Origin of the sequence: Paenibacillus sp. FSL W8-0919 (genome assembly GCF_038003785.1) — a bacterium.
Taxonomy (GTDB): domain Bacteria; phylum Bacillota; class Bacilli; order Paenibacillales; family Paenibacillaceae; genus Paenibacillus_AQ; species Paenibacillus_AQ lactis.
Map to the genome: position 1 here is coordinate 5,175,775 of NZ_JBBOPV010000001.1, position 20,603 is coordinate 5,196,377.

17 protein-coding genes are annotated in these 20,603 nt (G+C 51.8%); 7 read left to right on the forward strand and 10 right to left on the reverse strand.

The genetic code is table 11. From position 1 onward, the window contains the following. Positions 1-29 precede the first annotated feature (29 nt). From NST44_RS23375 to NST44_RS23395, 5 genes are all read right to left on the reverse strand, one after another. Positions 30-905 (reverse strand): carbohydrate ABC transporter permease, encoded by an 876-nt coding sequence (locus NST44_RS23375; protein WP_007130357.1) that lies wholly within the window; start codon positions 903-905, stop codon positions 30-32. A 51-nt stretch (positions 906-956) separates the two neighbouring features. Then, a complete protein-coding gene (locus NST44_RS23380; RefSeq protein WP_007130358.1) occupies positions 957-1,874 on the reverse strand; it encodes an ABC transporter permease in 918 nt (305 codons plus the stop codon). Between the two features lie 209 nt (positions 1,875-2,083). Further along, on the reverse strand, positions 2,084-2,857 hold the full coding sequence (locus tag NST44_RS23385) for a response regulator transcription factor (protein ID WP_007130359.1): 774 nt from the start codon (positions 2,855-2,857) through the stop codon (positions 2,084-2,086). Beyond that, positions 2,847-4,652, reverse strand: a complete 1,806-nt coding sequence (locus tag NST44_RS23390; protein ID WP_007130360.1) for a cache domain-containing sensor histidine kinase — start codon at positions 4,650-4,652, stop codon at positions 2,847-2,849. Before NST44_RS23390 ends, NST44_RS23385 begins: the two co-directional genes overlap by 11 nt. Before the next feature lie 231 nt (positions 4,653-4,883). Further along, positions 4,884-5,327 carry a GNAT family N-acetyltransferase gene (locus tag NST44_RS23395; RefSeq protein ID WP_007130361.1) on the reverse strand — a complete coding sequence of 148 codons (444 nt, stop codon included), beginning with the start codon at positions 5,325-5,327 and terminating at the stop codon, positions 4,884-4,886. Between the two features lie 301 nt (positions 5,328-5,628). Between NST44_RS23395 and NST44_RS23400 the strand changes: the two genes are divergently transcribed. The 3 genes from NST44_RS23400 to mraY all read left to right on the forward strand — a co-directional run bounded on the left by NST44_RS23400 (position 5,629) and on the right by mraY (position 9,988). Next, positions 5,629-7,581 (forward strand): elongation factor G, encoded by a 1,953-nt coding sequence (locus tag NST44_RS23400; protein ID WP_007130363.1) that lies wholly within the window; start codon positions 5,629-5,631, stop codon positions 7,579-7,581. Between the two features lie 248 nt (positions 7,582-7,829). Continuing rightward, positions 7,830-8,699 carry a cation diffusion facilitator family transporter gene (locus tag NST44_RS23405; RefSeq protein WP_007130364.1) on the forward strand — a complete coding sequence of 290 codons (870 nt, stop codon included), beginning with the start codon at positions 7,830-7,832 and terminating at the stop codon, positions 8,697-8,699. Between the two features lie 338 nt (positions 8,700-9,037). Beyond that, positions 9,038-9,988 (forward strand): phospho-N-acetylmuramoyl-pentapeptide-transferase, encoded by a 951-nt coding sequence (gene mraY, locus NST44_RS23410; RefSeq protein WP_028405522.1) that lies wholly within the window; start codon positions 9,038-9,040, stop codon positions 9,986-9,988. A 7-nt stretch (positions 9,989-9,995) separates the two neighbouring features. Here mraY and NST44_RS23415 read toward each other — a convergent pair whose 3' ends face one another. Beyond that, positions 9,996-10,937, reverse strand: coding sequence for an aminoglycoside phosphotransferase family protein (locus NST44_RS23415; protein WP_210095291.1), 942 nt, complete (start codon positions 10,935-10,937; stop codon positions 9,996-9,998). Between the two features lie 230 nt (positions 10,938-11,167). On the opposite strand from NST44_RS23415, the gene NST44_RS23420 reads away from it, so the two are divergent. Continuing rightward, positions 11,168-12,076 (forward strand): phosphotransferase, encoded by a 909-nt coding sequence (locus NST44_RS23420; RefSeq protein WP_251535230.1) that lies wholly within the window; start codon positions 11,168-11,170, stop codon positions 12,074-12,076. 159 nt (positions 12,077-12,235) lie between these two features. Here NST44_RS23420 and NST44_RS23425 read toward each other — a convergent pair whose 3' ends face one another. The 3 genes from NST44_RS23425 to NST44_RS23435 form a co-directional block, all read right to left on the reverse strand. Next, positions 12,236-12,643: a hypothetical protein gene (locus NST44_RS23425; protein ID WP_028405519.1), complete on the reverse strand. Its 408-nt coding sequence runs from the start codon at positions 12,641-12,643 to the stop codon at positions 12,236-12,238. A 159-nt stretch (positions 12,644-12,802) separates the two neighbouring features. Further along, the gene (locus NST44_RS23430) at positions 12,803-13,324 is read right to left on the reverse strand and encodes a VanZ family protein (RefSeq protein ID WP_213616905.1); all 522 of its coding nucleotides are present in this window, start codon (positions 13,322-13,324) and stop codon (positions 12,803-12,805) included. Next, a complete protein-coding gene (locus tag NST44_RS23435; protein WP_007130370.1) occupies positions 13,324-14,244 on the reverse strand; it encodes a D-Ala-D-Ala carboxypeptidase VanY in 921 nt (306 codons plus the stop codon). Before NST44_RS23435 ends, NST44_RS23430 begins: the two co-directional genes overlap by 1 nt. Positions 14,245-14,443: 199 nt before the next feature. On the opposite strand from NST44_RS23435, the gene NST44_RS23440 reads away from it, so the two are divergent. Beyond that, positions 14,444-16,180 carry an ABC transporter ATP-binding protein gene (locus NST44_RS23440; protein WP_213616907.1) on the forward strand — a complete coding sequence of 579 codons (1,737 nt, stop codon included), beginning with the start codon at positions 14,444-14,446 and terminating at the stop codon, positions 16,178-16,180. Beyond that, positions 16,173-18,062: an ABC transporter ATP-binding protein gene (locus NST44_RS23445; RefSeq protein WP_028405516.1), complete on the forward strand. Its 1,890-nt coding sequence runs from the start codon at positions 16,173-16,175 to the stop codon at positions 18,060-18,062. Before NST44_RS23440 ends, NST44_RS23445 begins: the two co-directional genes overlap by 8 nt. A 277-nt stretch (positions 18,063-18,339) precedes the next feature. Here the strand turns inward: NST44_RS23445 and NST44_RS23450 are convergent, their stop codons facing one another. Then, entirely contained in the window at positions 18,340-18,960 is a 621-nt protein-coding gene (locus tag NST44_RS23450) for a LysE/ArgO family amino acid transporter (RefSeq protein ID WP_007130373.1), read from the reverse strand. A gap of 140 nt (positions 18,961-19,100) precedes the next feature. Between NST44_RS23450 and pdxR the strand changes: the two genes are divergently transcribed. Beyond that, positions 19,101-20,546: a MocR-like pyridoxine biosynthesis transcription factor PdxR gene (pdxR, locus tag NST44_RS23455; protein WP_210095289.1), complete on the forward strand. Its 1,446-nt coding sequence runs from the start codon at positions 19,101-19,103 to the stop codon at positions 20,544-20,546. Positions 20,547-20,603 lie beyond the last annotated feature (57 nt).

A 20,603-nucleotide genomic window follows, 5' to 3' on the forward strand; every position in this document is an offset into this window, starting at 1 on the left:
CCTCCCCCATCGATATTCGTGAATATGTGTCACTCTTTGATAGCACCCAATGTTACGCCTGCCGAAAAGTGTTTCTGCAGATATGGATACACCAGCATAATCGGCACCATGGTTATAATGACGCTTGCCATTTTGATCCCGTCGGGGTAGCCCTGATTGAGCTGCGACATCATGGCCGCGCCCATATCGTCCCTGGCCATCTTGGTTACGTCTGCCAGCATGTTCCTTAAGAACAGCTGCATGGGATGCTTATCGGTGTCAGTCATAAACAGCATCGCATTATACCATTCGTTCCATCTGGCGACCGCGTAAAACAAGGTAATCGCAGCAATCGTCGGCTTGGAAATCGGAATGACGATGCGAAAGAGGATATACAGATCATTCGCCCCATCGATCTTAGCGGACTCCTCGAGACTCGGCGGGATCGTGCGAAAGTGATTGATCATGACAATCAAGAAGAAGGTGCTGACTGCTACAGGGAATATCATGGCTCCATAGTGATTGATCAACTGAAGCCCCTTAATCGTCAAATAATATGGAATAAGTCCTCCCGAAAAGAGCATCGTAAATACGATGCCTGCCATCATAATGGAGCGGCCGGGCATGGATTTCTTGGACAAGGCATAAGCTCCGCATGTGGTCACCAGCATATTAACCGACGTTCCGAACACCGTGACAATGAGGGAGTTCAACAGCGCTTTCCCGACATAACTGCCGTCAAGCAGCATACGGTATGAGCTGAGATTAAAGCTGGTGGGAATTAAATAGAACTGCTGCTTAACGACCGACGCCGGATCGGCAAATGAAGTGATGAATACATTGTAAAAGGGCAGAATGGTCATGACGGCCATCAGCATAAGCAGGATGTGAATCATGTAATCGGCTCCATTCGCTTTCGGTTTCATTGGCGTCCTCCTTTCACCCGAAATACAAGCAGCAACGCAGCTTGGCATGCTTTAGTAGAGACCATCCTGGCCCAACCTCTTGGCCGCGCGGTTTGCCGCTACCAGCAGCGCAAGATTGATGATGGATTTAAACAAGCCGACGGCCGTTGACGTCCCATAGCTGTCGCCGACCGAAAAAGTCCTTCGGTAGACATAGGTATCGAGAATATCCGCTTTTTCATAAACAGCCGGGTTGTACAGATTAAAAATTTGGTCAAACCCGCTCCCACCGGAACTCATCGTATTGCCGATTTGCAGAATCAACAGGATCACAACCGTGCTCTTTAGAGACGGCCAGGTAATATATCGCATCTGGTGAAACCGATTGGCTCCATCGATGCTGGCCGCTTCGTAGAGTGACGGATTAATCCCGGCGATGGCCGCCAAATAAATGATCGTCCCCCACCCCATATCCTTCCAAATGCTGCTGCCGAACAAAAGACCGCGAAATGATTCGGGGTCTACCAGCAGGCTGACTTTTTCAAACCCCAATATGTCCAGCAATTGATTCAGTACGCCGAACGAGCCCAGAAAATTAACGAGAATTCCGCTAACGATAACCCAAGATAAAAAGTGCGGAAACGTGTACACAACCTGATAAAATTTCTTTAGTCTGGCCGTTCGGACTTCATTCAGAAGCAGTGCAACTACAATCGGTACGGGAAATTCAAAGATTAGCCGGCCAAGTGCAATGATGACCGTGTTTCGGAACGCCGTCCAAAAGTCATCCAATAAAAAGATCTCTTGAAAATTGGCCAGTCCAATCCATTCGCTGCCCCATACGCCCTCGGCGAAATTAAATTCCTTGAAGGCAAGCTGCAGGCCATACAGCGGGACATACTCGAACAGGATGTAGAACACTAGCAGCGGAAACACGAGCAAGTACATGTATTTATGCTCCACCATCCGCGCCCATAAGCTTTTCTCCATCGCATCTGCCCTCTCTTTCATGGCGTTATCTTTTAATGCTCCAAGTATACGGTGCGCTGAAGGTAAACCATATGTACGATCCTCAGATATGCTATGTACTTTTCTAACATCATTCGCTCAAAGCCTTGCGTGTCAAATCCGCTTCAGTCGCACGAAAAAGCCCCGGACACACTAGGTGTTCCGAGGCATTCAGCGGGGCTGATCCGAATCTATGGTTTTGTCGATGCATCTATGGAACGGTACTCGGTCGGCGTCAAGCCCGTGTGCCGTTTAAACATTTTTGCGAAATAGAAATAGTCTTTGTACCCGGCCTGTTCCGCCACCTCTCGGACGGATAAGCGACTGTTGAGCAATAAGCTGCAAGCGTGCTCCATTCGGATATCGTTTAGAAACTTCGTGAAATTGACCCCGAATTCCCGTTTAAACAGCGAACTTAAATAGTTCGGATGGAGAAAGAACTGTCTGGAAATATCCTGAACCGTTAGAGGCTCCCGGAAATTCCCGCGAATGTACTGCTCAATCGAGCGCAGTGTATCGTCCCCCGGGCGCGAATCTGCCGTATCCGTAATCGCGTCAGATGGCCGAATGGCTTCGGGCTGCTTTTCGCGTTTCAGACGATTCTTCAAACCCTGCAGCACTTCGGATATTTCTTCGTTACGAAATGGTTTAAGGATATATCCGCCAGCACCGTAATGCATAGCTTGCCTGGCGTACTCAAACTCCGCGTATCCGCTGGCGACCACGCAACAGACCCCGGTCTCTTCTTCATACAGCTTCTGGATCAATTCGATTCCGTTCATGCCCGGCATCCGGATATCAATGAACGCAACATCCGGTCGATGGTGCTTCATCTGCCGGTAAGCATCCAGTCCGTTGCTGGATTCCCCCACAATTTCAAAACCGTGGGACGGCCAGTCAAGCATTCGCTTCAAGCTTTCCAAGATCCAGGGTTCGTCATCTGCAAGCCAAACCTTATACTGCATTTGTCATTCCTCCATGCGGAAGCTTGATAACTACTCTGGTTCCGTTCGACGGTTCGCTATCGACCGATACGATGCCGTACGCCGGCCCATAGGTATATCGGATTCGGTTGTTTACGTTTAACATGCCGATAAATTTTGTATCCGAGGTCAGGTCCGGGCCAGACTTGTCCTCTAAATGAGCACGGATTTCATCCAGCTGGGCAGGCTCCATGCCTACACCATCGTCTTGCACCCATATCAGCATGCTGCTGCCCTCAATCCGGCTTCCTACCGTTAGGAGGCATCGCTCAAGGCTCGGTTCTATTCCATGGAACACCGCATTCTCCACAAGCGGTTGCAAAATCATCTTGATGACCGAAACCCGCAAGCTTCGTTCATCCACATCATACACAACGTCAAACCGATCCTGGAATCGAATCTGTTGAATCCGGATATAGGCATTAACGATCGCAAGCTCCTCCTTGAGCCGTACTTCGTCTCCGCCTTTAATGCTGTAGCGGAAGATGAGTCCAAGAGAATCCGTCATTTCCCGAATCTCGGGGACGTTCTTCACATATGCGATTCCTTTAATGGTTTCGAGCGTATTGTAAAGAAAATGGGGATTGATCTGATTCTTTAAAAATTGCAGCTCCGCTTGCTTCCTAAGAAGCTTCAGCTCATAAATATATGTTTTTGAATCGACAAGCTTCGCAGCCAGATCGTCGATCTCATCGAGCAGTGTATTGAACTGCCTGGCCATGATGCTAATCTCCGCATACCCGTCAAGCGATACACGTTTGTTCGGATTATCTAATCCTTGCGATCGCAGGCCGCTGATAATTTTCATGAAAGCGCGGATCGGGTTAAGGATGTTGCGGCTTATAGCGGTGTAAAAGGCATATAAGATTACGATGGACAACGAAAAGATGCCAAGAACAAGGGTCAGCATATCCTTCAATCCGCTGAATAGCTCACCTGTTTCGAACACGCTTACGATACTTCCGCCGATCGCCGGCACCGGCCTGGCATGCAGGATGAAATCTCCCTCTTCGTTCTGAAACTTAACGGGCTCGCCCTCCTTGACTTGAAGCGCACGAGCAGCATCCTCTGCCATTCCGCCAACCGATTGGCCGATGCTTGGAGCGTCGTTACTTGTCACTACGATTCCGTTACGGTCCAGTACATAAAATTTCCCGGCAAGATGAGTCGACATCGAGCCGAGCTGGGGTGCGATCGCATCGGCCTCCAGAACGATGACGGCATAACCGATTTTTTTCCCGATTGTCACAACGTTTTTCTTATCATACACAGGCGTACCCACATACACCACATTCTTCGTCGGACTTGAGAGCTTATAGTGATAAAGTCCTGAATAATAGGCGTTGGTCTGGTCGGGAATATCGTCAAAAGGAATATAATCCTTGCAGTTTACGCAATTATAGAAGCCTCCCCCTACCGTAGAGAGGAGCACGATTCTATCGATCCCCTGTTTCATGGACTGAAGATTAACAAGAAGTGCTTCAACTGCTCCCTGCAGTTCGAACTGAGCCAGGCGCTCGCGCTCCATCAAAAATCGCTGAATCGTCTCATTATAAGCGATATTAGGCAAAATGCGGTTAATGGAGTCCGCGTTGTCCGCGATATTTTTCTGAATCGTTGATATCAGCTCCAGGGTATATTCGCTGTTCCGTTTGTAGGTGATTCCCCGCATTTGGTCATAACTCCATAGAAAAGTCCCGAACAATAACAGCAGCATCGCCCCACCGATGGTAAGCAGCTGAACGCGGATGGAATACTTCCGGAGTATAGTGATCACGAACGCTCCTCCGTTCTATGAAAGTTATCATTCTGCAAGCGGAGTCACCCCCGCTACGGACCACGGAACATATCCCTCTTCTAACTCCGTATTCTAGCACAAGATGATTCGGTGCCATATATATCATGAGGTTCATCTTCTTATGCGCTGAAACCGCCATCTGAAAGGGGAACGATTGCCTGTTGTTCATATCGATCCATTGGAAGACTCAGGGTTCATACGAACGTTTCCTTAGCCGGCAAATGTATATCTTGCCATCATATCTCCCCAAGGTGCGATCCCCGCTTTCCGAAAACCGGTCTGGAGATATAATCTCTCCGCCCGCTCATTCTCTTTCTTATAACAAAGCATCACATGCTTCGTCTGATCAGGCGCGCTGCGGATCTCTTCGAGCACTAGCCGCAGGGCCGGCTTCGCATAATGCAGCCCCTGATAATGCTCATCGATCATGAACCTGTAAATCCAATAATTATCATCGTAGGTATGAACCCCGTACATGACAAAGCCGATCATGTCCTCATCATGATAAATGGCCCTTGTTCGGAATCCCTCCATAAACTGCGCCTCAGCGATGGAGTAAAGGTTGGGGGCAATCCACTTTGCTTGCTCAGCCTTCGGCTTGAGGCGAATGCAATCCTCCCAGTTGTTTTTATTGATCGCATGAAGTGAAATCATACGCAAGACTCCTTTTTATCTGGTGTATGGGTCTATCCTAATCCAAACCGGGAAGCCGTTCACGGTATTAATCAGATATAACTGAATAATTCACCTGGAAACCTCAACATCGGAGGATGAAGCGTCAGGAGCAAGAGAATGATTCATTATAAATGTTCTCGGCATATGCCAGAGTACGGCTGGGTGGATAAACTATTAGTAACTTTATTGAATATGGAGGCGGTATTGATGCGGCAACTGAAACAGAATGCGCAATCGAAAGGAACGATCACAATGAATTTAATAATGAGGGCTGCTATATATGAAGAACATATTGAATATCGGGGTGTTGGCCCATGTTGATGCTGGCAAAACGACATTAACCGAACAGATTCTCTTTAAGACAGGCGTGATCAACCGAGCCGGCTCGGTTGATCAAGGCAATACAACGACCGATTCGCTCGATATTGAGCGCCGTCGGGGAATTACGGTCAAATCCGCGGCGGTTTCGTTTATGCTGGGAGAATTGAAGGTCAATTTGATCGACACGCCAGGTCATGCGGATTTTATATCGGAAGTCGAGCATTCGTTAAGCGTTCTGGACGGCGTTATCCTGGTTATTTCTGCCGTTGAAGGCGTGCAGGCACAAACAAGGGTACTGATGCAAACGTTGAAGGAACAGGGCATCCCGACCATTTTATTTATAAACAAGCTCGACCGGATGGGGGCGGACTACCGCAAAGTCTGCAGCATGATCCGTCAGCGGCTGAGCGGGAACGTTTGCGAGATGTCGGTCCCATCGGAGGAAGGTACGGCGTGGGCCACGGTCCGTCCCGCCGACCCACATGAAGCTGGCTGGCTCGAGATTCTGGCTTCGAACAACGAAGATATGCTGAGGCATTATGCGCATGACATCCCTGTTTCTGCGGTTCGATTGCAGGCGGAATTGCGCCAGCAGACCAAGAATGCTGCAGCTTATCCGCTATTTGCGGGATCCGCAGCCAGGGGCGTAGGGATCGACCCCCTCCTGGAGGCATTACAGTCGTTCCTGCCTGTTCATACTCCCGTCGAGGACAGCGCCGATCCTTTATCCGGCCTTGCATTCAAGGTCATGAAGCAGGCAAATGGGGAGCGTCTTGTCTATCTCCGGCTGTTCGCCGGAAGCATCCGGAAGCGGGAGCGAATACCGGTCGTTTCGAAAGACGGGCACACAACGTATATGAAGGTAAAACAGCTGTTTTGCCTGATGCATGGAGCCATCGTGCCAACGGACGGCGTCTATGCCGGGGACATCGCGGTGCTGGGCGGCGTGGATGTGAAGGTAGGCGACGTGATCGGCGTTGTATCCGATCGGATGAAGTCCTTCCGCTTTGAACGCCCCCCGATCCAGGTCAAGGTATCCGCTATGGATTCAAAGGATGCTCCTATCCTGCATCTCGCATTGAGCGACCTCACCATGGAGGACCCTTTCCTGCAATATACGCGCGATTCAAGAACGCAAGAAAGCTTCATTCACGTATTCGGCAAGGTCCAGCAGGAAATCCTGCTTGAAATCATACGGGAGCAGTACGGCATCGAAGCCGTCTTCTCCGCTCCAAAAGTGATTTGTTTGGAGAAGCCGGTTTCTATCGGAGCGGCCGTGGAGCGGATGGGAGAGCCTCAGAACCCCTTCTATGCAACCGTCGGTTTCCGGGTGGAGCCGGGAATCGACGGATCGGGATTGCAATACCGATTGGAGGTCGAGCTTGGCTCCCTTCCGCTGTCCTTTCAGAAAGCGATCAAAGATACCGTGTTCGAGGTCCTGCAGGAAGGGCTCTTTGGATGGTCCGTCACGGATATTGTCGTAACGTTAACTCATACCGGCTATGCAAGTCCCGTCTCGACGGCCAAGGATTTCCGGAGTCTGACGCCGCTCGTGCTGATGAAGGCCTTGAACGAGGCTGGAACGAATGTCTATGAACCGGTGAACAAGCTTCAATTCATCGTACCGGAATTTAGCTTGAGCAAGGTGTTATCGTCCCTGGGTGCATTAGAAGGAACCTTCGAGGAGCCGCGGTTTGTGAACGGCATCGTCCACATCAACGGAACGATCCCTGTTCGCACCTCTGACCAGCTCAAAGCCGAGGTTCATGCCTTGACGAGCGGCGAAGGTCTGCTGACCATCAGGCCCGGGGGCCACGTTCGTGTTCGCGGCAATATTCCGGAGAACAGCCGCAAGCAGGTAAACCCGCTTCATCGCGGGGAGTATATGCTCTACTTGAACAACATCATGTGACCGGACCCTAATCCGTCCTTCGCGAGTTGCTCAGCCGTCCGTGGCGAGCTTCGAGCAGCTGCTGTCTATGAGGCGCGCAAACCGGCGGCTATGATTTCCCCTCTCTATTTTTCTTAGTCCGGTGCAACTCTTTTTGCCTCTCGTCACTTATTAAGTGATAGGAAACAACGTTGCTCTAGACCCACCCGTCATCGCCTTGATAATATAGTCAAGTATTGTTTGAGGGATGCGGAAGGAGTCGGCTAGATGTGGAACAACAGCGTTACGAAGATTTGAAAACAGGTGAAAAGGGCGCCATTATCAGTATAATTGCTTATCTGTGCTTATCTGCAATTAAACTCGTAATAGGTTATGCCGGGAACTCCGAAGCCCTAAGGGCGGACGGATTGAATAATGCAACAGACATCGTTGCCTCGATTGCGGTGCTGATCGGGCTCCGCTTATCGCAGAAGCCAGCGGATCAAGACCATCCGTACGGACATTGGAAGGCCGAAACGGTCGCTTCCTTAATGGCCTCCTTCATCATGATGGCGGTCGGTATACAGGTGCTCTTTGGGGCGGTTTCTTCTATATTTGAAGGCAAGCATGAGGCGCCTGACCTGATCTCTGCGTGGACCGGAGCATTCTGCGCCATTGTGATGTACTTTGTCTATCGGTACAATAAGCGCCTCGCCGCCAAAATCAACAGCCAAGCGGTCATGGCTGCAGCCAAGGACAACCTGTCGGATGCTTGGGTGAGCATCGGCACCGTTGTCGGTATTGTCGGCGCCGCTCTCGGCTTGCCTTGGCTCGATCCGGTGACGGCCGTGCTTGTCGGCTTCCTGATCTGCAAGACGGCATGGGATATTTTTCGCGATGCCTCCCACCACTTAACCGATGGTTTCGATGAGGATAAGATCAGCGCCTTCCGAAAAACGGTGCAGCGCGTTCAGGGCGTTAAAGGCGTTAAAAACATCCGCGCCAGGAATTACGGCAGTAACGCCGTGGTCGATGTCGTCATTCTCGTGAAATCCAATATGGACATTCGGGTTGCTCATGATATCGCCGATGAGGTGGAGCATGCATTAAAGCTCTCGCACGGCGTCTATGATGTTCATGTTCATATCGAGCCCAATTGAGAGGGAAAGTCAGCAGCGAACTTGTAAAAAGGGACGGCCGTCATCGAACGGCCGTCCCTTTTTCATGATCACAAACTCACTTCCATCCATCCCTTGTCAGCCATGGAATGGATACCCGCCCCCTGCTTAGCCCCCAGCATCTCCGCGATAACGAAGGCGTCCTTCGAACCTGTCCGCACACATGCTCCGACTAAACGATGCGAAATTGTTTGCATGTTGGAAGCTTGGATTCCTGCTTTTATGCCTTCTAGTCCTTCAGCTTGGCATAATTGTCTATCACCAAGAAATACAATATAATCATATTGCATAATTTTTCTAAAGAAAGCGGTGCATAGGAAATGAGCAGTATGCTTGGTGTATCCGGACTTGCGTTCTTATTAGTAACCTTATTTACGCCGCTCCTCATCTGGGGGCTGCGCACATTGAAGCTGATGCAGCCGATCCGCACGGAGCTTCCTCCCGATCATCAAGCCAAGCGCGGAACGCCTCTCATGGCCGGTCTTATCCTCTTGATCGGAATCATCGTCTCTTTGCAATTTCATCCCGATCCGCTCATGATCTTCTTATGCTCGACCTTTCTTCTGTTCAGCTCGATCGGCTTCATGGATGATTTTAAAAAGGCTGTCTTTCAGGATCCCTCCGGCATATCCGGGCGGATGAAGCTGGTGTTTCAATTTCTGTTTACCGGCGGGCTGCTGCTCGTACTATTCCGGTATTTCTCGCTCTCAAGCGATATCGAACTATTGGGCGGATATTCCCTGCAGCTGCCGATTGCCGCGTACGTGATTATCATGCTGCTCTTTATCGTCGGATCCGCCAATGCGATCAATTTTACTGACGGATTGGACGGGCTGCTGATCAACGTATCCATTCCCACTTATTTCTTCTTTTTTCTCATATCCGACAAGCCGGAGGTACAAGCATTCTCGCTTGTCATGATCGGCTGTCTTCTCGGTTTGCTGCTGTACAACATTTATCCTGCCAGAGCGTTCATGGGGGATACGGGATCGCTTGCCATCGGCGGCTCCCTTTCATTCCTGGCTGTTATCGAGAAGGTTGAAATTTTAATTCCGCTTCTATTTTTCGTTTATTTAGCCGAGCAGCTTTCAGTCATTCTGCAAGTCTGGTATTACAAGCGCACGAAGCTGAGATTATTCCGAATGACACCCATCCATTTTCATTTCAGCTTGAAATACGGCTGGAGCGAGAACAAAATTGTTGTAATCTTCGGATTTGTATCATGGTTTATGGTGTTCACCAGCTGGCTGATTGCTCGTTATGTAATGTGAGGGATCTTCATATCTCGGCTTCGAACTCGAGCAGCTCTTTACGCAGACTGTCCAGCGTATTCCTGCGTTCTTCTTCGGCCTGTTCGTCATACAACAGCTGCTCCATGAATTCCCAAATATCTTCAAGCCGACGCCTGATTTGATAAAACCGCAGCGCATCTTCATCCATCTGGTAGCCGTTATGCCGGGAACGATAAATATGCATAAATTGCTCAAAATACGGCGTATCCGTCATAAACATCAGATCCGATTCCACCGGCGCTAATTTCATTCCTTCCCAGTCGAGAAGCACTAATTCATCCCCGCTCTGCATCAGATTCCAGTGGTGCAGATCCATATGGCAGAGCGCCATGCGCAGATTGCGGCCTGCTAAACGCTCTGATAGCGTGCGAACCGTACGCATCCCTTTGACCAAGTGCGAACGAGCCGGGGCTATTGCTGCTTCCATATCATCCGGCAAGCCTTCTTGCATGCGATCCTCCAGCTTGCGCAGAAACGGAACCTCGAAGCTCTCGCGAATGCCTTGCGTAGAATACGGGATTTCCTCTCCCAGCAGGTGAAGCTCGCTGACGATTTCGGACAGCTGCTTGACCTGCTCTCCCGTCAATTCGTTCTCGCCAATCGTTTCGCCTTCAATATACTCAAACAGCAGATAGATCCCGTGTTCATCCTCACAGCGGTACTGGCCGTCCAGGGTTTGAACAGGCACCGGCACCTTTCCGCGAAAGGATTCCTGCTCCGAAAGCCACGCCAGGATCGGGATGTATTCCCGAATGGCCGCCGTCCATTTCGGCGTAGAGGCGCGGCTCTTCTCATATTGCTTAAGAAAATAGGCGCGGCGATCATCGCTCACTTTAAATGCCAATGCGGCCCAGCCGCCTTGCTGCGGCCTGACACCACTTATTTCGATGCCGTAGTGATTTTTCATAATGGACTGAATCCGTTGCATCCTAACGTTTCCCCCCTTTCATGAATTAGTATAACCTCCCCTGCTCCAATACGTCGATCCGTCTTCCATGCCGGAATCCCGCCCTCCGTACCAGTTACACATTCAATCGCTTTTGGAATCTTACGCTGCATTGCAGACGAACGGATTTGGGCTTACAATGAATGAGCCATTTCCATTATGGATAAACCATTCCGTCCTTGAAGCTGCAGCCAATCAAAGGGGGTAATACCATGTGTGCAAATCCTTGGGATCCCGAGTGGGATGTATCCTCCGGACTCGTCCGGCGTTTGCTGGACCGCCAGTTCCCGGAGCTCTCTGCTGAAACGGTTGAGCTGCTGGGCCATGGCTGGGATAATATCGTCTACCGCATTGGGTCCGACTATGTTTTCCGGTTTCCAAGAAGACGGGCCGCCGTGCCTCTACTGCAAACCGAAGCACGGATTCTGCCGAAGCTATCTGATTACATAACCGTACCTTATTCGAAACCGCTTTATTTTGGCAAGGAAAGCACGGAGTATCCGGCACCTTTTCTGGGCTACACCCATGTACCCGGCGTGCTTCCAACCGGCTTAAGCGACGCTCAGCGCGCACGTTCCGCGCAGATTCTTGCGCAATTTCTAAAGTCTCTTCACACGTTCCCCCTGGATACGGCCGAAGCGGAAGGGGTGCCGCATGATCAGCGAAATCTATCGGATATCGCAGGACGCAAAGAACGCATGCTAGGGTTTCTGCCGAAGCTGAGCCCGCATCTCGGAAGCGAAACGGCCGGCGCGCTTGAAAGCTTTATCCATACGATCACGCTCGGCCGGGCTTCCACGCAGAAAGCCCTGATTCACGGTGATCTGCATTATAAAAACGTGCTGGTCGACGGCACCGGGATCATATCCGGGATCATCGATTGGGGCGACGTTAATGTGGGGCATCCCGCATGCGACTTAAGCGTAGCCTATAGCTTCCTGCCCCCGTCTTCCCGGCCCGCCTTCTTTGAAACGTATGGTGAGGTCGACGATGAGACTCATGTCCTGGCACGCATGCTCGCTGTATTTATGCCGATGCTCATTTTGCTGCAGTCCATCGACGACCGGGATGAACGAAACAAGCTCGAGGCAACCCGGACCATTTTGCGTGCGCTCGCGTAAACGGCCCATTTACTTACCGCGTGCCTCTCCCGGCGCGAAGGTGTAATGATGACTGCTGCGCGATTATCGTCGACGCTCGGACGACAAACCATGCAGGCAAACAAGAAAGAAGCTTGATTCGATCAAGCTTCTTTCACATGGAGAATCCGTGGAACGATCTTATATCTTCATCATATTGAGGAGAGGCATGATAGACTGGATTACATTCACGCCAAGCTTGATGTGAGGCAAGATATCGCCGATGAATCCGAGTGGTCCCGGGCCACCTCGGTTTTCGGCTTCGGCGGCAGCTCCGGCAGCAGCTGGAGAACCGCTGCTGAACGCGCCGGCACCGAATAAATCGCTGAATAATCCGGAAATTCGAGCACGTTCGCCGTTCTTGGCGATTCGGGCCGCCATCTGGTCATTAACCCGGAATCCCGACAGGGTGACTTCCTTGCCGTGCACCTTATTCAGTTCGCCGACATAACAGCTGCCGTCCTTCAGCACCACAACGACCGGGTGGCCGACCCATCGCTTGGCCGTTTCGGATCTGGATGTTGCACGTCTCTTCCGTCTTGAAGGCATCCTGCACTGTTCACCTCGCTCCCACTCTAGTAGTTACTACATCCTATGCCGGCTCCGGCTTTATTTCTTGTGCCTTTATAAGCGGGGTATGCGTATACTTTGAGAGCGAAGAATCGTGTGAATCTTCCGATTACGGTAAATGGCAGAGCTGCATGTTCCCTAGGTTACAGGACGATTGGAAGCTCTCACGGAGCCTTGGCTGGATGAGTGATCGGTACATAGCAGCAGTATCAGCCAATAACCGAAATAACCGAGAAGTCCCCCGAAACCGTTGAGAATCAGATCATCCACATCAAAGCTCCCTAAGGAGAAGAGCAGCTGCGAGCATTCCAGCGCAAGACTGACAGCCAGAGAAGCGACCAAGGCTCCTACGGCTTTCCTTTTGGTCAGAAGCCCCAGGAATATGCCGTTCGGCATAAAAATGACCAGATTTCCCAGAAAATTAATCATATGATGCGGGTCCGAGATCCGCCGGATATTCAGTCGAATCGTTAGAAAAGGCGTGAAATTAGCGGACTCCAGCCCATTCTGTATCATATCGGGGTGCTGCATCGCGCGAGCCAGCTGTTTCAACAGAAACGATGCATCCACCGCACCGAACTTAAACAGGATAACCTTGAGCAGTACATACAAATATCCGCAATACAGCAGCATTAACGTCCATTTGGGCAATGCCTTCATTATCGGTCACCCCCGCTTCGTTTCACCGTGACGATAACACCATCCATATTGCTGCCGGAGAGCTCATATTGGCTATTCTGAGGAAGCTCAATCACGGTGCCGCCGTTTGCAACGGGTACATAGCGAATATCGTACTGCTGTCCTTCGACGGTTGTTGAGTACGCTTTCTCCTTCTTCAAAAACATTAAGTATTCTTCTAACGTAAACCGCTTCTCTTCCATGATCAGACTGTGCGGCAAGCCGACATACCGAAAATGCCAAGGTTCATATTGGATCCCCGTAATTTCAGTCTTATCCTTCGGATACCTGAGAATAAAGCCATGCTTCCAGGCATGCTCCTGAAGCCATTTGCCTTCCGGCGATTGGTCAATCGGCATCTGGGTTGAGCCGATATCCATGGACAGGCCGAGATTATGCTCGCTGTAGCCGGCGGGCAGCGCATAGTCAGCCCCTTTTTCACGATACAGCTGCGCCTGTTCCTCCATGTCCCGATAGCCGCTGCTGAGCATGAAATGGACAACTCCATCCTCCGCGGCAGCTTCCATCATCCCGTTGAATTGTTCGGCTACTTGTCGTGACAGCCGGATCGAGTTGTCCAGCAGCACATACCCTTGCAAGAGCTCGGGCGTATCGTTCAGATTAACGATATCGGATGGTATTGCCCCGGCATCCAGCTTAAACTCCTTGTTTACCAGGACCAGATTACCTCGGCGAACTTGATCTTCTTCTACTAGAACGGTCTGCACCTCGGCATCCGGTTTTTGATTCGTCTGATTATCATCTTTTTTCTGCTTGGCTGGGTGAACACCGGAACCCTGACCCAAACCCTCGTTCCCGGCACTCCCCGTAGGGTGCGGTTCCTCGGTCGGTTCGCAGCCGGCCAGCATGAATACGATCAACAGCATGATCCATTTCTTCAACTTTAGCATCTCCCTCTGTCGTCATTAACTCCCTCAGCTTACGTGACAACTATTAAGAAAATAGCAGATGAAACCTAAAGATTTTCTTAAGAAGCGGTCGCCCACGATAAAAATATATCCCTTTGACAATCCGTGAGAGGATGGCTTAACTTGGTAACTAGACCATACCCCATACACTAAAAGAAGGTGAATCGCACTCTTGCTCAAATTATTCCGTTACTTGCGCCCCCACTGGGTCGCGGCTGTTCTAGCACCGCTGCTCATGCTGCTGGAGGTAGCCATGGATCTCCTTCAGCCGGTTTTCATGGCGCGCATTATCGACGAAGGAGTCATGCAGAATGATACGACCCGCATCCTGCATACAGGCTTGCTTATGCTAGGATGTGCCGGAGTCGGGCTGCTGGGCGGTCTCGGATGCACCGTCTATTCCTCGATCGCTTCCCAGCGTTTCGGAGCCGACCTGCGGCGGGATTTGTTCCGCAAAGTCCAGACCCTCTCCTTCCGTAACCTGGATGAGCTGTCGACCGGTTCGCTGATTACGCGGCTGACAAATGATATCGTGCAGCTCCAGACAATGGTCCAAATGCTGCTCCGCATTTTCGTACGCTCCCCGCTGCTGGCCATTGGCAGCATGATCATGGCGGTAATCATCAGCCCCAAGCTTGCAGTCATCCTGGCTCTTGCCGTACCGCTGCTGTTCATTGTCATGTTTCTGCTGATCCGGGCAACCTTGCCGCTGTTTTCCAAGGTTCAGAACAAACTCGACAAGGTAAATACGGTACTTAAAGAGAACTTTGCAGGCATCCGCGTATCCAAGGCCTTTGTCAGGGCCGGATACGAGAAGCGGAGATTTCACGAGGCAAACGCGGATTTCACGGATGCTTCCGTCAAAACCCAGCGCCTTGTGGCGCTGAATATGCCGATCCTGACGATGATTTTGAATGTCAGCATCGTTGCCGTCTTATGGTTTGGCGGAAAAAATGCCATCGATGGCAGCTTTGAAGTCGGCAGCCTTGTCGCATTCATCAATTACGTCACCCAGGTGCTGTTTGCCGTCTCATCCGTCGCCATGATGCTGGTGAGGATATCTACCGCCAAGGTCTCGGCCGACCGGATCCAGGAAGTAATGAACACCCAGCCTGATATTGTCTCCCCATCCGCTCCGGTTAAACAGGTGGAGCCTCATGGCGAGGTGGTATTTGACCAGGTTTCATTCGCTTATCGAGCTGACAGCGGAAAGCCTGTTCTGCAAGATATCCAGTTCAGGGCACAGCCCGGACAGAAAATCGCCATCATGGGTGCAACCGGATCAGGCAAGAGCTCTTTGGTTGCCTTGCTTCCTCGTCTGTACGACGTATCGGCCGGAAGCGTGCGGATCGACGGCGTGGATGTGCGGGAATACGATTTGGCTGCGCTGCGCGAGCGGATCGGCATCGTTCTGCAAGAGACCATTCTCTTTACCGGCACGATCCGTGATAACATCCGTTACGGCAAACCGGATGCATCCGACGAGGAGGTTGTTGCTGCGGCAAAAGCAGCCCAAGCGCATGATTTTATCGCCGCCATGCCGGATGGTTACGATACGGTACTCGGACAACGGGGCGTCAATCTGTCTGGCGGGCAGAAACAGCGGATTTCGATTGCCCGGGCTTTGCTTGTAAGGCCGTCCATTTTAATTCTCGATGATAGCACAAGCGCGCTCGATATGAGCACCGAATCCAGATTGCAGCAGGAATTGTCCCGGCTCATGTCAGGCCGGACTTGCTTTATGATCGCGCAGCGGGTCTCGTCCGTAATCGACGCGGACAAAATCCTGGTCATGGATGACGGAAGAATCGTGGCGGAAGGCACGCACACCGAGCTTCTCGCTTCCTGCGAGCTGTATCGGGATATTTACCAATCCCAATACGGCAAGGAGGTGTCCGCCCATGGCTAGAACGGATCAGGAAAGATCGGCTCAGGATGGATCGGAACAGGGTGGATCGGAACAGGAAAGAACGCAGCGTTCGGATCATGCCCCGGATCTTAGCATGCGGGGCGGAAGACCGACGCATGGCATGACCGTAGCAAAAAGCAAGCCCAAGAATACATTCGGCACCATTCGCCGGATTTGGAGCTATATACGGCCTTACAGGGCAGGAATGGCAGCCGTATTCCTGTTCACCCTGGTCAGTACGGTGCTCTCCCTCATCGCTCCATACTTGCTCGGGAGCGCTGTGGATGACTACATTATCCCGGGGGATTATAAGGGGCTTGCCGGTTTATGTGCGGTTCTATTGTCCGTGTATGCAGGGACAGCCCTCTTTGCCTGGCTGCAGCAGCATGTGATGGTGAAGGTTTCCCAATTGTCCATTCAGGACATGCGCCGGGATATTTTTGCTAGGCTGCAGCTCCTCCCTCTTCGTTTTTTTGACAGCAAGACGCACGGAGAACTGATGAGCCGCACGACAAACGATATCGAGAACGTCTCCGGGACGCTGAACCAAAGCGTAACGCAGCTGATCGCCAGCATCCTGTCTCTCATCGGCTCGCTTGGCATTATGCTTTACTTAAACCTATGGCTGACTCTGCTCAGCATGGTAACCATACCACTGGTGATGCTGTTCACGAAGACGGTAGCCGGACGTACCCGCAAGTATTTCTCCAAGCAGCAGGCAAATTTGGGTGAGCTTAACGGGTTTATTGAAGAGACCGTCTCCGGGCAGAAGGTGGTCCAGATCTACCGGAGAGAGCGGCATGCAGGGGAGCAGTTTGACGCGTATAACAAAAAGCTGACCGAAGCGAGCATCCAGGCACAGATCTATGCCGGCACCGTCGGTCCCGTTATGAACGTGCTGAACAACGTCAGCTTCGCTTTGATCGCTGCGGTTGGGGGTTACATGGCCTTCCAGGATTGGACCACCGTTGGAATCGTCGTAGCTTTCCTGAATTATTCCAAGCAGTTCCAGCGTCCGCTGAACGATCTGGCGAATCAGTTCAACCTCGTGCAGTCAGCCGTCGCAGGAGCCGAGCGCGTATTTGAAATCATGGATACGGAATCCGAGTACGAGAATGAAGAACCAATGCAGGACGCCGGCCGCCTACGTGGCGAGGTAGTATTTGATCGGGTATCCTTCAGCTATAAGGAAGATGTGACGGTTCTGAACGATGTGTCGCTAACAGCCAGCCCAGGACAAACCATCGCACTGGTTGGCCCGACAGGCGCGGGCAAAACAACCATCATCAACCTGCTCACCCGTTTCTACGAGATTGATTCGGGCAGCATTACGCTGGATGGCATGGATATCCGACTGCTCGATAAAGACAGCCTCCGCCGCAAGCTGGGCATCGTGCTGCAAGAAGCCTATGTCTTCTCCGCTTCCATCAGGGAGAACATCCGCTACGGTCGAACCGATGCAACGGATGAAGAGATCGAGGTTGCGGCCAAGCTGGCGAACGCCCATGATTTTATCATGAAGCTGCCGGAGGGCTATGACACGATGCTGGTATCCGGCGGGAGCAACCTGAGCCAAGGGCAACGGCAGCTCCTGACCATTGCAAGAGCTGTGCTCGCCGATCCGGTCATTCTGATCCTGGACGAAGCGACCAGCAGCATCGATACGCGGACCGAGATGCATATCCAGTCCGCGATGCGCACGCTGATGCAGGGTCGAACCAGCTTTGTCATTGCGCACCGTCTCAGCACGATCCGCGAAGCGGACGAAATTCTCGTCATGCACCAGGGCGGCATTGCGGAGCGCGGATCGCACGAGCAGCTGCTCGCAAAGCGCGGCTTCTACTACGATCTGTACAACAGCCAATTCAAGCTTCCCGGGTAACGCGAGGCATCCCCATGCATAGGCATGGGGATTTTTTCGCGCCGCCTTAGCGTACAAGAGCCCTAGCTTGTGAACGTATTCCATTAAGCTGGCTTATGTGGGCCCTGCCCGGATATCCTTAGTCCATTCCGTTAAGTCACTTCAGGGAGAACAGAAGCGATTCGAGTATCTGTCTCCGTTTAGAAGTCCCCAGGAGACATGTTACGCTATAACTTCCCTACAAAGGTGTGATCGATCCCCATTCACGTTTTGCGGGTCCGTGTGACTTTACTGCAGCTTAAGAACCCGCAATCAACCCAAAGGCAAGGTAAGCAGCCGTCCCCCACATGATTACCGCCGAAATCCGGTTGATCACCGTAAGCAGTCGGCCCGAGGTGTCCATGCTTCCCACAGCCTTCCCGGCGATTCCAAGGGCTATAAACCACAACCAGGATACCCCGATGCACACTGCAGCAAAAACCGCTTTCTGCACTCCTGCATACTGAAGAGAGCTGGTGCCGATAACACCGACCGTATCAAGCAGTGCATGCGGATTCAGCAGCGATACGGACATCGCGAAGGCAATCTGCTTCTTGGGGGTTAACGAACGGGGACTGCCTTCCTCCTGCTTCCGGGGCTTGCTCTTCCATGTCGCTTGCCCCATGTAGATTAGAAACCCGATCCCGAGCGTGATCATGGTCATGCGCAGCCAATCGTATTGTAGAACGACCACCGATACTCCCATAACGGCCAATGTAATGAGCAGCGTATCACACAGCGCTGCGGTGATAATCACAGGCAGCGCCCTAATAAGTCGCGGTTGGACCGCCCCCTGATTAAATACAAACACATTTTGCACCCCCAAGGGCAGAATCAGACCCAATGCCAATATAAATCCATGAACAATAACGCCGGCCATTTTATTTCATTACGCCTCCAGCTCCATTTTTACCTCATTGTAGGGGAAGGTTGCCCTGGTGTCTCCGTCCAATTGGTTGGCATTTCACCCAACCAATTCGATATAATAGTGGAATCACCATACGGAAAGCTGGGGTAACTGTGTCAGAAGAATGGAGCTTGAACAAGTCAGCAGGCATACCGCTTCATCAGCAAATTTATGACCGTATCAAAGAGAAGATTATGAACGGGGAGTGGCCTGTCGGCACCCGGATTCCACCGCAGCGGGAGCTGGCCGAGCGGTTCGGGGTGAACCGGAGCACGGTGGTGTATGCGCTGGGCGAGCTTGCTGCCGACGGCTTGATTGAAGCCATGACCGGCAGGGGAACCGTCGTTGCCAACAACACCTGGAATCTGCTGTCTTCCGCACCTTCGCCTGATTGGAACCGATATGTGAGCTCGGGCTTCTATCAGCCTAATATTCGGATGATTCAGGCCATCAATAAGGCAGAGGCCGATCCCGGCATCGTTCGCCTCGGGACGGGCGAGCTTTCTTCGGAACTGCTGCCTGCCGGCGAGATGCTGGATAAGCTTAACCGGAGCCATGCCGCAGCCTTTTCACTAGGCTATTCCGAGCCGAAAGGCAGCCTGGCGTTACGAGAAGCCGTCAGCCGTTATTTGCGCAGCAAAGCGATTATCGCATCGCCCGCATCTATTTTGATCGTATCCGGCGGTCTCCAAGCGCTTCAGCTCATCTCATTAGGCCTGCTGCACCGCGGCTCCACCATATTCGTTGAAAATCCGTCCTATCTAAATTCCATTCATGTATTCCAATCGGCAGGCGTGCATATGCATGGGCTTCCCATGGACGAGGAAGGGCTGCGGACAGAGTCGATCAGCCGATTGAAACGGCAGCATAACGCTTCACTGCTTTATACCATCCCCTCCTTCCACAATCCGACCGGCTCGCATATGTCATCCGCAAGACGGCAGGAGCTGCTGAATTTATGCTCCCGGGAACGGCTTCCTGTCATCGAAGATGATGTTTACGGTGATCTCTGGTTGGAGCAGCCGGCGCCGCTTCCGTTAAAAGCAAGGGATCAGCAAGGTCTTGTGCTCTACTTGGGAAGCATGTCCAAGACACTAGGTCCCGGCCTTCGCATCGGCTGGATTGTCGGACCGGAACCGGTCATTGACCGTCTGGCGGACATTAAAATGCAGACCGATTACGGCTCGAGCGCCTTGTCACAGCATGCTGTAGCGCAGTGGCTGTCAGAAGGGCTGTATGAGGAGCATTTGACACGGATTCGCAGAGTATTGAAGCTTCGCAGAGATTATACCCTTCGTTTATTGGAGGAGGATTATCGCGAGCTTGCGGATTGGAGCTGCCCTCAGGGCGGATTTTACATATGGCTCCGTTTCAAACGGGCCCTCTCGATTCGGTCCCTGTTCGATCATGCCCTGGCGGAGGGCATACTGCTTAACCCCGGCATGATCTACGACCGGAACGACCGGCAGCACCTCAGGCTTTCCTATGCCTATGCATCCATGGAGGAGCTGCGCGATGGGCTCCAGCGTCTTTCCCGCATGATCCGCGGGTTGGCATAGCCGGAGCATCCGATTGACAGAACAAATAAGGGCAACCGGAGTAGATGCCTTCCGGCT

Coding starts and splice junctions, on each gene's coding strand:
- NST44_RS23375 (WP_007130357.1), bottom strand. CDS start 905: ATGAAACCGAAAGCGAATGGAGCCGATTACATGATTCACATCCTGCTT.
- NST44_RS23380 (WP_007130358.1), bottom strand. CDS start 1,874: ATGGAGAAAAGCTTATGGGCGCGGATGGTGGAGCATAAATACATGTAC.
- NST44_RS23385 (WP_007130359.1), bottom strand. CDS start 2,857: ATGCAGTATAAGGTTTGGCTTGCAGATGACGAACCCTGGATCTTGGAA.
- NST44_RS23395 (WP_007130361.1), bottom strand. CDS start 5,327: ATGATTTCACTTCATGCGATCAATAAAAACAACTGGGAGGATTGCATT.
- NST44_RS23400 (WP_007130363.1), top strand. CDS start 5,629: ATGAAGAACATATTGAATATCGGGGTGTTGGCCCATGTTGATGCTGGC.
- mraY (WP_028405522.1), top strand. CDS start 9,038: ATGAGCAGTATGCTTGGTGTATCCGGACTTGCGTTCTTATTAGTAACC.
- NST44_RS23415 (WP_210095291.1), bottom strand. CDS start 10,937: ATGCAACGGATTCAGTCCATTATGAAAAATCACTACGGCATCGAAATA.
- NST44_RS23420 (WP_251535230.1), top strand. CDS start 11,168: ATGTGTGCAAATCCTTGGGATCCCGAGTGGGATGTATCCTCCGGACTC.
- NST44_RS23425 (WP_028405519.1), bottom strand. CDS start 12,643: ATGCCTTCAAGACGGAAGAGACGTGCAACATCCAGATCCGAAACGGCC.
- NST44_RS23430 (WP_213616905.1), bottom strand. CDS start 13,324: ATGAAGGCATTGCCCAAATGGACGTTAATGCTGCTGTATTGCGGATAT.
- NST44_RS23445 (WP_028405516.1), top strand. CDS start 16,173: ATGGCTAGAACGGATCAGGAAAGATCGGCTCAGGATGGATCGGAACAG.
- NST44_RS23450 (WP_007130373.1), bottom strand. CDS start 18,960: ATGGCCGGCGTTATTGTTCATGGATTTATATTGGCATTGGGTCTGATT.